The 15236-nt window shown below is 39.2% G+C and carries 13 protein-coding genes; 12 read left to right on the top strand and 1 reads right to left on the bottom strand.

Annotated elements, in window-relative coordinates; translation table 11 throughout:
• Positions 1–12 precede the first annotated feature (12 nt).
• From mocA to nifJ, 11 genes are all read left to right on the top strand, one after another.
• A complete protein-coding gene (gene mocA / locus KQI94_RS06670) occupies positions 13–594 on the top strand; it encodes a molybdenum cofactor cytidylyltransferase (protein WP_002356598.1) in 582 nt (193 codons plus the stop codon).
• 13 nt (positions 595–607) lie between these two features.
• On the top strand, positions 608–1756 hold the full coding sequence (gene sclA, locus KQI94_RS06665; protein ID WP_002368915.1) for a selenocysteine lyase SclA: 1149 nt from the start codon (positions 608–610) through the stop codon (positions 1754–1756).
• A 15-nt stretch (positions 1757–1771) separates the two neighbouring features.
• On the top strand, positions 1772–2794 hold the full coding sequence (gene selD, locus KQI94_RS06660) for a selenide, water dikinase SelD (RefSeq protein ID WP_002359657.1): 1023 nt from the start codon (positions 1772–1774) through the stop codon (positions 2792–2794).
• Between the two features lie 15 nt (positions 2795–2809).
• Positions 2810–3397, top strand: a complete 588-nt coding sequence (yedF, locus tag KQI94_RS06655) for a sulfurtransferase-like selenium metabolism protein YedF (protein WP_002356602.1) — start codon at positions 2810–2812, stop codon at positions 3395–3397.
• Positions 3398–3416: 19 nt separating this feature from the next.
• Positions 3417–3674, top strand: a complete 258-nt coding sequence (locus KQI94_RS06650) for a DUF3343 domain-containing protein (protein WP_002367121.1) — start codon at positions 3417–3419, stop codon at positions 3672–3674.
• Positions 3662–4417, top strand: coding sequence for a selenium cofactor biosynthesis protein YqeC (gene yqeC, locus KQI94_RS06645; RefSeq protein ID WP_002368918.1), 756 nt, complete (start codon positions 3662–3664; stop codon positions 4415–4417). Before KQI94_RS06650 ends, yqeC begins: the two co-directional genes overlap by 13 nt.
• Positions 4381–5211, top strand: a complete 831-nt coding sequence (yqeB, locus tag KQI94_RS06640) for a selenium-dependent molybdenum cofactor biosynthesis protein YqeB (RefSeq protein ID WP_002376613.1) — start codon at positions 4381–4383, stop codon at positions 5209–5211. Before yqeC ends, yqeB begins: the two co-directional genes overlap by 37 nt.
• A 235-nt stretch (positions 5212–5446) precedes the next feature.
• Complete coding sequence (locus tag KQI94_RS06635) at positions 5447–5911, top strand: flavodoxin (protein ID WP_002382673.1); 465 nt, start codon at positions 5447–5449, stop codon at positions 5909–5911.
• 37 nt (positions 5912–5948) lie between these two features.
• On the top strand, positions 5949–6806 hold the full coding sequence (locus tag KQI94_RS06630) for a sulfide/dihydroorotate dehydrogenase-like FAD/NAD-binding protein (RefSeq protein WP_002370486.1): 858 nt from the start codon (positions 5949–5951) through the stop codon (positions 6804–6806).
• Positions 6799–8217, top strand: a complete 1419-nt coding sequence (gene gltA / locus KQI94_RS06625; protein WP_002368924.1) for an NADPH-dependent glutamate synthase — start codon at positions 6799–6801, stop codon at positions 8215–8217. Before KQI94_RS06630 ends, gltA begins: the two co-directional genes overlap by 8 nt.
• A 20-nt stretch (positions 8218–8237) precedes the next feature.
• Positions 8238–11771 carry a pyruvate:ferredoxin (flavodoxin) oxidoreductase gene (nifJ, locus tag KQI94_RS06620; protein WP_002368925.1) on the top strand — a complete coding sequence of 1178 codons (3534 nt, stop codon included), beginning with the start codon at positions 8238–8240 and terminating at the stop codon, positions 11769–11771.
• A gap of 35 nt (positions 11772–11806) precedes the next feature.
• On the opposite strand, the gene KQI94_RS06615 is transcribed toward nifJ, so the two are convergent.
• The gene (locus KQI94_RS06615) at positions 11807–13222 is read right to left on the bottom strand and encodes a potassium transporter TrkG (RefSeq protein ID WP_010713181.1); all 1416 of its coding nucleotides are present in this window, start codon (positions 13220–13222) and stop codon (positions 11807–11809) included.
• A gap of 369 nt (positions 13223–13591) precedes the next feature.
• Here KQI94_RS06615 and KQI94_RS06610 point away from each other — a divergent pair, with 369 nt between their 5' ends.
• The gene (locus KQI94_RS06610; protein WP_002356617.1) at positions 13592–15109 is read left to right on the top strand and encodes a flavocytochrome c; all 1518 of its coding nucleotides are present in this window, start codon (positions 13592–13594) and stop codon (positions 15107–15109) included.
• The last annotated feature ends 127 nt before the right edge of the window (positions 15110–15236 follow it).

Below are 15236 nucleotides of genomic sequence, written 5' to 3'. Positions count from 1 at the left end.
AGGAGACAACTCATGTCACTCGTTAGTGTCATTATTCTAGCATCGGGCAATTCACAACGGATGGGCCAAAATAAATTGTTCTTAAAATATCAAGGAAAAACATTTTTGGAGCACACGTTAACCTTAGTGAATCAATTAGACGTATTAGAACGGATTTTAGTTGTTTCGCCTGAGAATCAGCCAGCGTTTCCTTTACCTAAGAACATTCAGTTGATTCTCAATCATCAATGGCAAGAAGGGCAAAGTAGCAGTATTCGTTTAGGAACCGAACAAGCTCGGGGAGCTGGCTATTTATACTTACCTAGTGATCAACCATTGTTAACACCTAAAATGCTACAACCCGTGTTAGATAAATGTCAGAGAAATAAAATTGTAGTGCCATTACAAAAAGATGGCTGTCCTAGTAGTCCAGTGTTATTCGGTAATCAATTTCGACAAGAACTATTAACATTGACTGGTGAAAAAGGCGGACGCATGATTTATGAACGCTTTCCAGAAGCAGTTCAGATGCTGAGAATAGCGACTCCTGGCCGTTTAAAAGATATCGATACGCCAGAAGAGTACAGAAAATTAATTCAAGAAACCAATAGTTAGAGAGGAAAAACGTATGAAGGACTTGGTTTATTTAAATTATGCAGCGACTTCCTATAAAAAATTTCCAGCAACCATTGAGGCTTTGACTGCCTATTTAGCAGAAAATCAGTTCATGAATTACGGAAGAAATGCCCCTTTGCTTAGAGAGGGGCTTCCTCTTTTAGAGACACGTCAATTGTTAGCAGACTTTTTTCAGGCACCCAGTGCGGCTCAGATTACGTTTACGAATAACGCAACAACTTCCTTAAATCTTGCATTAGCAGGGATTTTACAACCTGGCGACCATGTGATTACGACTATGTTAGAACATCATGCAGTAGCCAGACCTCTTCACTTACTTGAGAAAGAACGAGGCATTTCAGTGACGTATGTTGCTTGTCAAAAAACTGGCCTGTTAGATGTAGAAGATATTCAGCGAGCTTGGCGAACGAATACAAAAGCCTTGGTAATGACACACGCATCCAATGTCTTAGGCACCATTTTACCCATTGAAAAATGTTTTCAATGGGCCCAACAGAAAGGATTATTAACCGTTTTGGATGCGGCTCAAACGGCGGGCTTTCTACCAATAAAAATGACCCAGATGGCCATTGATGTGTTAGCCTTTACTGGACATAAAAGCTTATATGGATTAGCAGGTATTGGTGGGTTAGCTTTTAGTGAGCGAGGGGCTGAAGCGGTCAAACCACTGATGGCGGGCGGCACTGGTAGCCATTCTAATTCCTTTGATCAACCCTCTTTTTTACCAGATAAATTTGAAGCTGGTACGTTAAACAGTTTAGGTATTCTAAGCTTAAATAGTTCTATTAAAGAGTTGAATAAAATTGGTTTAGCAGCGATTCAAAAGCATGAACGAACCTTAATGCAGAATTTTTTAAATGGTTTATCAGGGTTACCTGTCACAATTTTAGGAACCAAGGACGTGGCACAAACTGTCCCTGTTGTTTCTATCACACTGTGGAATCAGGAAGAAACAATAGTGGCACAGCAACTAGCAGAACAATATGGCATTATGACGCGCGCAGGTTTGCATTGTGCACCATTAGCCCATCAAACAGCTGGGACTTTAGCAACTGGCACCTTACGTTTTAGCTTTGGTTGGCAGACAACGCCTGAAGAAATTACTTGGACAATTCACGCTTTACAAGAACTACTAATTTGAGAAGGAGCGGACAGCATGGATTTTTTATCACAATGTACATCAGGTGGCTGTGGGGCAAAAATTGAATCCCGTGTACTGAACCAATTGTTGCAACACTTACCCGAAACACCGGCAAATGAGCGGCTACTCGTCGGATTTGAACATGCCGACGACGCCGCTGTTTACCAAATAACGTCTGAAAAAGCTTTGATTTCAACGGTAGATTTTTTTTCACCAATGGTCAATGATCCGTTATCATTTGGAAAAATTGCGGTCGCTAATGCTTTAAGTGATGTCTATGCCATGGGCGGAACAGTCCTTTATGCGCTAAATCTTGTTTGTTTTCCACAAAAGATGTCAAAAGAATGGTTGGAACAAATGCTCTTGGGTGGCAGCTTAAAATTAAAGGAAGCGGGTGCTTTACTGGCGGGAGGCCATTCGATTTATGACCATGAACCCAAGTATGGTCTAGCGGTAACCGGAGAAGTTCATCCAGAAAATTTGTGGCATAATAATACGCCACAGGTGGGGGATGTCTTGATTTTAACTAAAGCATTAGGTGTAGGAATTATTCAAGCGGCTGTTCGGGGGCAATTGGCGAAGCAGACGGAACAAAAAATCGCACAAGATTCGATGGAACGTTTAAATAAATATGCCGCTGCGAATGCTCGATCCTACGCAGTACATGCTTGTACTGACGTGACTGGGTTTGGTCTATTAATTCATGCAAAAGAAATGGCTGATAATCAGGTAACATTACTGATTGATACAGAAGCATTACCAACCATTACAGGAGCGTTGGCCTACGCCGCAGAATGTTTAGTCACTGCAGCTGGGCAAAGAAACCGCCAAACAATCGGAACGACAATCGATTATTCAAAAATTTCTATGGAAATGCAAGAACTTTTGTTTGATCCACAAACTTCTGGCGGACTGTTAATTAGTGTCGCTGCTGACGAAGCGGCAGCCTGTTTAGCAGCTATTCAAAAAGAGGACCCTGTTGCCAAAATTATTGGCGAGGTTCTGCCAAAAGAACAACAAGCAGTAGTACTTTTATAGAGAGAAGGGCCAAATATGAAATTAGTAGATGCATTGGGAAAACCTTGCCCAATACCTGTGATTGAAACGAAAAAAGCCTTGGCGGAGTTAGGTTTAGCTGGAGGCACTATCGAGGTATTAGTCGATAACGAAGTAGCCATTGAAAATTTAAAAAAATTAGCTACTAAAAAACAGGCCACTTTGACTGCGAAGCAGATAGAAGCCACGGTTTTCTCTGTCAAAATTACGGTACCTGAAGAAGCGACTCAACAAACAAGTCAGTCAGCAACAGATTTAGTAATTACGATTGGCTCCGATCAATTAGGTACTGGAGACGAGCAGCTAGGACGACTATTAATGAAAAGTTATCTTCAATCATTATCAGAAGCAGAAACTGTTCCTACACAGCTATTATTCTTTAATCGAGGGGCGTTTTTAACGAATCAAGCAGCGAATACCTTAGCTGATTTGCAACAATTAGCGGAGAAGGGAACCACGATTCAAACGTGTGGGGCCTGTTTAGATTTTTATCATTTAACAGACACCTTAGCCATCGGCTCTATTACTAATATGTACGAAATTGTTGAAACAATGAATCAAGCGGCTAAAGTAATTACGCTTTAACAAAAAAGAAGGTGAAAAGATGGAGTATTTGCTAACCTTTCCGAATACACATTATGCTGTTCAGGCAGAACAAGTACTGTTGACAAGAAAGGTGGCTGTTCGCGTCTTTACTTTGCCACCATCATTGACGGATGGCTGTGGGATCGGTTTACTCATTAATGAAGCGGAAATAACTCACAGTGTATGTTTTTTAGAAGAAGCAAAAGTACGCGTAGCCTCTATTTTTTCTGTGAAAAATGACCTTGGGGAAAGGAGGTACCAACTGTGGAGTCCTTAAAAAAGTGTTTTGATTTACAAGGAAAGGAGATTGTGTCAATTGTTGGTAGTGGTGGGAAAACAAGCTTAATGTGGGCGCTAGCAAAAACATATCGAAAAGAAGCTGTTCTGGTTAGTACAACCACAAAAATTGGGTTTCCCCAACGTCAATTGTATGATTATTTTTATACAAACCATTTTGAAAAAATAACGCCGAATATCTGCGGAATCACTTTAGCAGGAACCGCTATCAACAATCAAACAAAACTAACGATGCCTGCAATGACCTCGCTTCAAATATTGTTTCAGCACTTCACGAAAGTTTTTTTAGAAGCGGATGGTTCCAAACAACGACCTTTGAAAGGCTGGTCCTCTTATGAACCCGTGATATTAAAAGAAACAACCACCACAATTGGTGTGCTTCCGATTTCTGTGATTGGTCAAAAGATAGATGAAACGACCATTCATCGGTTGCCGCTTTTTTTGGAATTAACCGATGCGCAACAACAAGAACCAATCACAGAAACATTGTTAGCTCAACTGATTGCTAATCCAAAAGGATTGTTTAAAGAGAGCCAAGGCAAACGAATTTTGTGTTTAAATCAAACCCATACGCGAAGAGAGTTCGTTCAAGCGATGAATGTCTGTCTTCAGTTACCCAAAAGCTGTTTTGAAAAATTAGACAAAATTATTGCTTGCAATATGGAATTAGAGAAAGGACTTATTTTATGGGAGAAATCAGTCAAAACATCCAAGAAAAATTAGTGATTGTTCGCGGAGGGGGCGATCTAGCGACAGGCGTTATCCAAAAATTATGGCACGTTGGATTTAAAATACTAGTATTAGAAACAGAATGTCCTCTGGCCATTCGGCGGACTGTTTCAGTTTGTGATGCTATTTTCCAGAAAGAACAAAGAGTGGAAGATTTGGTTGCTGTTCGAATTACTTCATTAAAGGATTGCGCGAAATGTTGGCAGCAAAATAAGCTGCCTGTTTTTGTCGATCAAACAGCAAGTGCTATTCAACAATTGAAACCACTGATTGTTATCGATGCGATTTTGGCTAAGAAAAATTTAGGTACGCATCGAGGAATGGCACCGATTACGATTGCTTTAGGACCAGGCTTTTCAGCACCGCAAGATGTCGATGTTGTGATTGAGACAATGCGTGGACATAGGTTGGGACGTTTATACTTTGAAGGAACAGCTTTACCTAATACAGGTATTCCAGGTGAAATTGGCGGAAAAAGTGCGGAACGAGTTGTCCATGCCCCTGCTTCAGGACAAGTTACCCACCTTAAAAACATAGGGGATTTTGTGTTGAAAGGGGAAGCATTATTTTTTATCGATCAGGTTCCAGTTTATTCGCCTCTGACAGGGACTTTGAGAGGATTGATTTCAGAAAAGGTAACCTGTTATCAAGGGTTGAAGTGTGCAGATGTAGATCCTCGACCAGTTGAGAAAGTCGATTGCTTGACGATCTCCGACAAAGCTCGTGCATTAGGGGGAGCGGTTTTAGAAGCAATTTTTATGATTGGAAGAAGGAAAAACGTTTTATAAAAAAGAACCTAAATAATATTTTTTTTACCTTAAAAATATTGTTAAAAAGGTTTGGAATGTGGTATAGTAAAGACGTAGTAAAAAATACTCTATCTCGAAAGGGGAAGAGTACATACTTAGTTAGATTAGTTTGTGAATAAAATCATTTGTAAGAGTTATTTTTTTAAGGATTAATGTAAGGGGTTACAATTGCATTTGAATGCATTTAAATATTTAGGAAAAAGAAAGGAAATGAATGAAGATGGCACTAGTAAAAATTGTTTATGCAAGTATGACTGGAAACACAGAAGAAATTTCCGAGATTTTGGAAGAACAGTTTCAAGAAGCTGGAGTTGAAGTAGAACGTGAAGAGTGTTCAGAAGTTGATGTAGACTTCTTTGATGATGCAGATGCTTGTATTATCGCAACGTATACTTATGGTGATGGGGAACTGCCTTTTGAATTTGAAGATTTCTTTGATGAATTAACTGAAAAGGATTTAGCAGGTAAGCCATTTGGCGTTGTTGGCTCTGGTGATCGTGAATATGGTGAATTTTTCTGTAAATCAGCGCATGATTTTGTAGGAGCTTTTGAAAAAGCTGGTGCTAAAAAAGTAGCTGAAACAGTTGAAATTGAAAACAATGCAGAAGAAGAAGACATCGAAATGCTAAAAACATTTGTTAAAAGTGTCGCCACAACTTTATCTGATAGCGTTGCCTAAAGGTTTAAGAAAGTAGGAGTCAGAATGAAAAGGAATGATGAAGGTAGGTATTTCAATGTTTAATATTCTTCAGTCGACTCAATTATCTAGTAATACATTTGATTTTTGGCTGGAAGCGCCAAGAATAGCGACACATGCCCAGGCTGGACAGTTTGTTATTTTAAGAATTGACGAAAAGGGAGAACGGATCCCCTTAACGATTGCGGAGACAAATCCACAAGCAGGCAGTATTCGAATTATTTTCCAAGTAATCGGTAAGACAACAGCTGCACTTTCCCAACTTAAAACTTCAGACTCTTTGTTGGATGTCACTGGACCTTTAGGTATGCCTACAGAAGTGAAGCAATATGGAACGGTGATGGTTGTCGGTGGCGGGGTTGGTATCGCGGCTATTTATCCAATTATCAAGGCTTTAAAAGAAGCAGGCAACCGAGTGATTACGATTTTGGGGGCACGAACAGCTGAGTTAGTTCTGTTACAAGAAGAATGCCGTCGTTATTCGGATGAACTAATCATTACAACGGATGATGGTTCATTAGGTAAAAAGGGCTTAGTAACAGAAGCGATGGAAGAAGTTATTGCACGTGAATCTGTAGCGTGCAGTTGGGCGATTGGGCCCAGCATCATGATGAAATTTTGTACCTTGACAGCTGAAAAACATCAATTACCAATTTATGTTTCCTTGAATCCTATTATGATTGACGGAACAGGCATGTGTGGCGGTTGTCGGGTCACTGTTGATGGTACCATGAAATTTGCCTGTGTTGATGGACCTGAGTTTAAAGGCAATGAAGTAAATTGGGATGAATTCATTAATCGAATGAAGCAATATCAGGAAGAAGAAGCAGTTTGCTTTACAGATCGTTTGAAAGAGCAGGTGGAGAAAAATGGCTAGAAAAAGTCGTATAAAAACACCGATTGCGGAACAAGCACCTACTATCAGAAAGAGTAATTTTGAAGAGGTTTGCTTAGGCTATACATTAGCAGAAGGGCAAGAAGAAGCGGTTCGTTGTTTACAATGTAAAAATGCACCTTGTATTGCTAAATGCCCCGTGATGATTGATATTCCTGGATTTATTTTAGCTATTCGTGAAGGAAACATGGAACAAGCAGCCGATATTTTAAGTAAATATACGAATTTACCTGCTATTTGTGGACGCGTTTGTCCGCAAGAGAAACAATGTGAACAAGTTTGTAAATTAGGGAAAGCCAAAAACTTTGAACCAGTGGCAATTGGCAAATTAGAACGTTTAGTTGCCGATTGGGCATTAGAAAATCACATGTTTCCTAAGAAAACAGCGGAACCAACAAAAGGGAAAGTCGCAGTGGTCGGTTCTGGTCCTTCTGGGTTAACAGTTGCGGGGGATTTGGCAAAGCTCGGCTACGAAGTAATTATTTTTGAAGCGCTTCACGAAGCTGGCGGTGTATTAACCTATGGCATACCTGAATTTCGCTTACCGAAAAAAATTGTTAAACAGGAAATTGCGAGTATTGAAGCCTTAGGTGTAACAATAGAAACCAATGTGGTAGTAGGTAAAACGATTACGATGGAAGAAATAATGTCAGAGTTTGATGCCTGTTATCTATCGGTTGGTGCAGGGGCACCAAACTTTATGGGAATCCCAGGAACTAGTTTAAATGGGGTTTATTCTTCTAGTGAATTTTTAACACGAATCAATTTAATGCATAGCTATGAGTTTCCAGAATATGATACACCGATTAAACGTGCTAAAAATGTTGTTGTGATTGGCGGCGGGAATGTTGCAATGGATGCCGCTCGTTCAGCCAAACGATTAGGCGCTGAAAATGTGAATATTGTGTATCGTCGTTCGTTAGAAGAATTACCAGCAAGAATTGAAGAATACCACCATTCCCTTGAAGAAGGAATTAACTATTATTGGTTAACGAATCCAATTGCTTATTTGGATGACCAACAAGGAAATCTAGCCGGTGTTGAATGTGTCAAAATGGTTTTAGGTGAACCAGATACGTCTGGAAGACGACGGCCAGAACCAGTTCCAGACAGCACGTTTACCATTCCTGCTGATGCAGTAATCGAGGCAATTGGCCAAGGGGCAAATCGAGTCTTGTTATCAACATATCCAGAAATAGAACTAAACCAATGGGGTTACATTCAAGCTGATCCTAAAACAGGAGCAACCTCAATACCTGGCGTTTTTGCTGGGGGCGATATAGTCACAGGTGCTGCCACCGTTATTTTAGCGATGGGCGCTGGGAAAATCGCAGCTAATGCAATTGATCAGTATGTCAAAACACAAAAAACAACAGTCACAAGCAATGTTTAGGAAAGATAAAAGGTGAAAAAATGAAAAAAACAATGGATGGAAACACCGCAGCGGCTTATATTTCATATGCGTTTACAGAAGTTGCCGCTATTTATCCTATCACACCAAGTTCAACAATGGCTGAGTTGGTAGATGAATGGGCGGAAAGTGGTTTAAAAAATATTTATGGTCAAAAAGTTCAAGTTATTGAAATGCAATCAGAAGCTGGGGCAGCGGGAGTAGTTCATGGTTCATTAAAAACAGGTGCGTTAACCACTACTTATACTGCTTCGCAAGGTTTACTGTTGATGATTCCCAATATGTATAAAATCGCAGGAGAATTGCTGCCTTCTGTGTTCCACGTGGCGGCTCGGGCAGTAACGACAAGTGCGTTGAGTATTTTTGGTGACCATGGCGATGTGATGGCTACCCGCCAAACAGGTTTTTGTATGTTAGCAGAATCGAGTGTCCAAGAAGTAATGGATTTGTCGGCAGTTGCTCATTTAGCTAGCTTAGAAGGTAGTTTACCTTTTGTAAACTTTTTTGATGGTTTTAGAACGAGCCATGAACTACAAAAAATCGAAGTGATTGATTATGATGACCTGAAAGAAATGGTGAATCAGGAAGCTGTAACTCGTTTTAGAATGGGAGGCATGAATCCTAATCATCCCACTGTTTCAGGGACCGCTCAAAATCCTGACATTCATTTTCAACAAAGAGAAACAGTCAATAAAAATTACGAAGAAATTCCAAAAATTGTTCAAAAATACATGAAAAAAATTAACAATCTTCGTGGAACAACGTATGATTTAACCGATTATTACGGGGTTGAAGATGCAACAGAAGTCATTATTTCAATGGGGTCTGCTTCGCCAGTAATCAAACAAACAGTCGACTATCTCAATCAACAAGGACGCAAAGTTGGTTTTATCAATATTCATTTATATCGTCCATTTCCTACCGAAAACCTTCTTGAAAAATTACCAGCTACAGTAGAAAAGGTTGCGGTTTTAGATCGAACAAAAGAATCAGGAGCCGAAGGAGAACCGTTATTGTTAGATGTTCAAAGCGCTCTTTATCAACATGAAAATCGCCCAATTGTGATTGGTGGACGTTATGGGTTAGGTTCTAAAGACGTAGCGCCTAATCAAATTAAAGCGATCTATGATCATTTGTTATTGCCATTTAAAGAATTAAAACAACGTTTTACGGTAGGGATCGTTGATGATGTAACCTATCAATCATTGCCAGAAGAACCTACTTTAGATTTAACGCCAGATACTACTTTCCAAGCAAAATTTTGGGGCTTTGGTTCTGACGGAACTGTGGGAGCAAACAAGCAAGCGATTAAAATTATCGGAGATCATACCGACCTTTATGCACAAGCTTACTTTAGTTATGATTCTAAAAAATCAGGCGGGTTAACCGTTTCACATCTGCGTTTTGGTAACGAGCCAATTACTTCCACGTATTTAATTGAACAAGCAGATTTCATCGCTTGTCATAATGCTTCCTATTTGCATAAATATGACCTGTTAAAAGGTTTAAAAGATGGCGGAACGTTTTTACTTAATACTATTTGGGATCAAGAAAAGGTTCACCGTTTATTACCGGCTAAGTTGAAAAAATATATTGGGGAGCACCAAATCAAATTTTACATTATCAATGCGGTTGAGTTAGCTCGCAAAGTAGGCTTAGGCCGTCGGATCAATACAGTGATGTCTACTGCCTTTTTTGAAGTAACAGATATTTTAACGAAAGAGCAATATTTACCGTTACTTAAAGAAGAAGTGAAAAAGACTTATGGAAAAAAATCAATGGAAATTGTTGAAAAAAATTACCAAGCGATTGATGCTACCTTTGAATCGCTGCAAGAAATTGTAGTCCCAGAAGATTGGGCCACCATTGTTTTAGAACCAGAAAATCAAGAGTCGGAAGTTCCAGCTTTTGTGACAAATATTTTAGAACCAATCAATCGTCAAGAAGGGGATCAGCTGACCGTTTCAGATTTGATTGAAAACGGAATGAAGGGCGGTGCCATTCCTATGGGCACTGCGGCTTATGAAAAACGTGGCATTGCGTTAGAAGTGCCTGAGTGGCAAATGGATAAGTGTACGATGTGTAATGAATGTGCCTTTGTTTGTCCACACGCGGCTATTCGACCGTTTTTAGCGGATGAAGAAGAACTGAAAGAAGCACCTGCAGGTTTTGCCATGCGCGAAATGCGTGGCACAGATGGATTGATGTATCGTATCCAAGTTTCTTTAGAAGATTGTACAGGTTGTGGTCTTTGTGTTCAGGCTTGCCCTGTGAAAGACAAGGCGATTTTAATGAAACCTTATGAAACTCAAAAAGAGCAAGCGATGAATTGGGCCTTTGCGATGACTCTTAAACAAAAAGCCAACCCAGTCAAAAAACTTTCTGTTAAAGGTTCCCAATTTAATCAGCCATTGATGGAATTTTCAGGTGCTTGTGAAGGCTGTGGCGAAACACCTTATATTAAGTTGTTGACACAATTATTTGGTGATCGAATGATGATTGCTAACGCAACAGGCTGTTCATCAATTTGGGGTGGTTCGTCACCAGTGACACCTTATACAACGAACGAATGTGGCCAAGGACCAGCTTGGAGTAATTCGCTGTTTGAAGATAATGCGGAATATGGTTATGGTATGTATATTGCCAATCGAACGAAACGGCAACATTTAGCTAGTCTGGTTGAAGAAAGTCTTGCTAAAAACGTCGGATCAGATTCACTACAAGCCTTGTTAAAAGATTGGTTAGAACACATGGCTGAAGGGGAAGGAACACAACAGCGAGCCACCAAACTAGCGGCAGCATTAAGTGAAGAAGCCGATGAAGATCCACTTTTAACAAAAATTTACGAACAAAAAGATTTACTAGTGAAAACGAGTCAATGGATTGTCGGCGGCGATGGTTGGGCCTATGATATCGGGTTTAGCGGCATTGATCATGTTCTTGCCAGTGGGGAAGATGTTAATATTTTTGTTATGGATAACGAAGTGTATGCCAATACAGGCGGACAAACATCTAAAGCTACACCAGCTTCAGCCATTGCCAAATTCTCAGCGGGTGGGAAACATACCTCTAAAAAAGATTTAGGGATGATGGCAATCACTTATGGGAATGTCTATGTTGCACAAGTGGCTTTAGGCGCAAACTCAATGCAAACGATTAAAGCAATTGACGAAGCGGAGCGGTACCCAGGCCCATCAATTATCATTGGTTATACCCCATGTATTAATCACGGGGTCAAAGGCGGAATGGTTCGGACGTTAGATCAAGCCAAAGAAGCCGTTGAATCTGGCTATTGGCCACTTTATCGCTATAATCCAGAGTTAGTTAAGAAAGGCAAAGATCCGATGGTCATTGACTACAAGAAAACAGATTTTGACAAAATGCGTGATTTCCTTGAAAAACAAACACGTTACTCTGCGTTGCATACAATTAAAGAGAATCAAGAAGTAGTCGAACATTTACTTGATAAAACTAAAGAAGATGCAATTGAACGCTCTGAAAGTTATAACAAACTAGCCACACATATGAAAAAATAAAAAAACGAAGCCTCTTACTTGAGAGGCTTTGTTTTTTATCCAATAATAATTTTTTCTGAAGGGTATTCGTAGCCTAAGTCACGTGTTTCTTTTGGTACAAAAATCATTAAGGTATAAAGCATACCAATACGTCCAATAAACATTAATAAGGCAATCATTAATTTACCTACTGTTGTTAAATCGTCTGTAATGCCCAAAGAAAGACCGGTTGTCCCAAAGGCAGAAGCGACTTCCACAATGATTGAAATCAAGGGCAGATTTTCAGTGGCTGACAAAAAGACGACAGCGAAAAAGCACATAATCAAAGATAACATGAAGACGACAATCGATTTTTTGACATCATCGTCATCTATTTTACGGCTAAAGACGCTAATATCATCTTCACTTTTTAAAAAGGCTAACAAATACAAGCCAATAATCGCAACAGTCGTTGTTCGAACACCACCACCAACAGAGCTAGGACTACAACCAATAAACATTAACACAGAAAAAATAATCAACGTTGTAATTTGGAAGTCCCCTAAATCATTAATTTGGAGGCCAGCGTTTCGTGTAGTCATCGAATAAAACATCGAACTTACCCAACGGCCACTTTCATTCATTGTCAAAAATAGGTGATCTTTTTCTAATAAGTAAATCAAAATAGTCCCACCAATAAACAGAACAATAAACGCTAGCAAAGCAATTTTACTAAACAATGAGAAGCGGAAAGGCAAGCCTCGTTTCTTCTTACGAAAGTTCTTTTTCTTAAAATGTAACCACTCATGAATTTCCAGTAAAACGGGAAATCCAATTCCGCCGATAAAAATTAAGAACATAATTGCCAGTAAAAAGAGATAATCATGAGCAAAAGGGATAATTGAATCACCTGAAATATCAAAGCCTGAATTAGTCACTGCAGAAATAGCTTGATAAAAGCCATAAAATATCGCATCTCGCCAGTTCGTATAATAACCACTTATATAAAAATAAATCGAAAAGAGCGAGCCGAAGATTACTTGGAACCAAATTAAAATCAAAAAAGTGGTGCGGATCAGTCGAACAATTCCGCTCAGTCGCGGCTGATTCATGTCAGTCATAATTAACTGACGTTGCTTTAAGGTGATTCGCCGTTTTGATAAAATAAAAAAGACCGTTGAAATCATCATAATCCCTAAGCCACCAACTTGGAAAAGAACCTCCAATAAGACGATCCCACGATCATTAAAAACCGAATTAATATCGACTGTGGTGAGTCCAGTAACGCTGACTGTACTGATTGCTAAGAAAAATAAATCAATAAAAGGAACATGCGAGTCAGGTTCTCTGAAAATAGGGAGGCAAAACAATAAATAAGAAATAACCGTCATTAATATGTAATAAGCGACGATGATTTGAATAGATGAAAAATTTTTGCGAATAAATCGATCGCTTTTTCGCTGTGCCAGCCACAGCAAACGTGTATGGTTCACTAGATAACCTCCCAATTCTAATTAAACTAAGTATACCAAAACTTTTCGCCTCAAACGAATAATTCTGCCAGAAAATCCTTGAAATGACAAATAAAAATAAGAAATTCGTTAGAAATAATTGGAAAACATCCACAAACAAGCGAGAACATGATATTTTATGAAAGAATAGAAAAATAGGTTGTTCCCCAAACAACTTATTGCTAATTGGTCAGTTTGTCTAACGATACAACTTTAAAAAGTAGTGGTAGCTTTTTTATTTCGGTTGATATGTGAATGTGTTCACTTTATGTAACAAACTGTTATTTTTATTCAAATGAAAAATAAGAAATTGTGTTGGTAGAAATCAATAGTTTATAAGGTGGGAAAACAATGAAAAAAGTGTTAATGGGAGTTCTTTCCCTAGGGTTATTATTAGGTGCAGCAACAGGTTGTACAAGCGATCAAGAAAAAGCTGCTGGTAAAACAAAAGCATCTTCTGAAAAAACAGAAGCAACATCTGGTGCCTCTGCTAATGGTTATACAGATCCAAGTGAACTAAAAGACAGTTATGATGTTGTTATTGTTGGTTCAGGTGGTGCGGGGATGACCGCTGCATTACAAGCCAAAGAAGCTGGCATGAATCCAGTTATTTTAGAAAAAATGCCTGTTGCAGGTGGGAATACAATTAAATCTTCTTCAGGAATGAATGCTTCACAAACAAAATTCCAAGAAAAAGAAGGCATTAAAGATAGCAACGATAAATTCTTTGAAGAAACACTAAAAGGCGGTAAAGGAACCAACGATCAAGAATTACTACGTTATTTTGTTGATCATTCAGCTGAAGCAATTGATTGGTTAGATACAAAAGGAATTACATTGAGCAATTTAACGATTACAGGTGGAATGAGCGAAAAACGCACACACCGACCTGCTGACGGATCAGCAATTGGGGGCTATCTAGTTGACGGTTTAGTACGTAACGTTCGCGAAGAAAAAATTCCATTGTTTGTTGATGCTGACGTGACAGACTTAGTTGAAGAAAACGGTCAAATTGATGGCGTAAAAGTGAAAATGAAAGATGATAAAGAAAAAACAGTTAAAGCAAAAGCAGTCGTTGTCACAACAGGTGGTTTCGGTGCCAACGAAAAATTAATTACACAATACAAACCAGAATTGAAAAACTATGTTACAACGAACCAAGAAGGAACAACAGGTGACGGTATCCAAATGATTCAAAAAGTTGGCGGTGCGTTAGTGGATATGAAAGAAATTCAAATTCACCCAACTGTTCAACAAAGCGATGCTTTCTTAATTGGTGAAGCAGTTCGTGGAGAAGGCGCAATCTTGGCTTCTCAAAAAGGAGAACGTTTTGTTAATGAGTTAGATACACGTGACAAAGTTTCTGCAGCAATCAATGCCTTACCAGAAAAATCAGCTTATTTAGTCTTTGACCAAGGCGTTCGCGACCGTGCAAAAGCCATTGATTTCTATGATCAAAAAGGTTTCGTGGAAAAAGGTGAAACGATTGAAGAATTAGCTGAAAAAATTGGCATGCCTGCCGATACATTGAAAGCAACGATTGATACTTGGAACCAAGATGTTAATGCCAAAGATGACAAACAATTTGGCCGGACAACTGGAATGGAAGCTGACTTAAGCACAGCGCCTTACTATGCAATTAAAATTGCACCAGGGATTCACCACACAATGGGTGGCGTGAAAATCAACACGAAAACAGAAGTTTTACGTGAAGATGGCACACCAATTAAAGGTCTATATGCTGCTGGTGAATTAACAGGTGGCTTACATGGTCAAAACCGTATCGGAGGCAATGCCATCGCCGATATTATCATTTATGGTCGTCAAGCAGGTACGCAATCAGCAGAATTTGCCTCTGCTCAAAAATAACTAGTTTAAAAAGTCTGAAATTGTAGTCAAATAACTACAATTTCGGGCTTTTTTATTGCATACTAGCAGGATCATTAGTTGGAGTATAAATAGCCCTGCTAAAATGACTTTGGCGTAGATTCTGTTT

Source organism: Enterococcus sp. S183_ASV_20, from assembly GCF_018919685.1.
Lineage (GTDB): Bacteria > Bacillota > Bacilli > Lactobacillales > Enterococcaceae > Enterococcus > Enterococcus faecalis.
Note: the sequence above shows the minus strand (reverse complement) of the source record. Positions and strands in the feature narration are given on the sequence as shown.

Excerpts from the sequence above, each read along its gene's own strand:
- KQI94_RS06630 (WP_002370486.1), top strand. The coding sequence starts at position 5,949 with ATGAAGGTAGGTATTTCAATGTTTAATATTCTTCAGTCGACTCAATTA.
- sclA (WP_002368915.1), top strand. The coding sequence starts at position 608 with ATGAAGGACTTGGTTTATTTAAATTATGCAGCGACTTCCTATAAAAAA.
- KQI94_RS06635 (WP_002382673.1), top strand. The coding sequence starts at position 5,447 with ATGAAGATGGCACTAGTAAAAATTGTTTATGCAAGTATGACTGGAAAC.
- selD (WP_002359657.1), top strand. The coding sequence starts at position 1,772 with ATGGATTTTTTATCACAATGTACATCAGGTGGCTGTGGGGCAAAAATT.
- KQI94_RS06650 (WP_002367121.1), top strand. The coding sequence starts at position 3,417 with ATGGAGTATTTGCTAACCTTTCCGAATACACATTATGCTGTTCAGGCA.
- gltA (WP_002368924.1), top strand. The coding sequence starts at position 6,799 with ATGGCTAGAAAAAGTCGTATAAAAACACCGATTGCGGAACAAGCACCT.
- KQI94_RS06610 (WP_002356617.1), top strand. The coding sequence starts at position 13,592 with ATGAAAAAAGTGTTAATGGGAGTTCTTTCCCTAGGGTTATTATTAGGT.
- mocA (WP_002356598.1), top strand. The coding sequence starts at position 13 with ATGTCACTCGTTAGTGTCATTATTCTAGCATCGGGCAATTCACAACGG.
- yedF (WP_002356602.1), top strand. The coding sequence starts at position 2,810 with ATGAAATTAGTAGATGCATTGGGAAAACCTTGCCCAATACCTGTGATT.
- yqeB (WP_002376613.1), top strand. The coding sequence starts at position 4,381 with ATGGGAGAAATCAGTCAAAACATCCAAGAAAAATTAGTGATTGTTCGC.
- nifJ (WP_002368925.1), top strand. The coding sequence starts at position 8,238 with ATGAAAAAAACAATGGATGGAAACACCGCAGCGGCTTATATTTCATAT.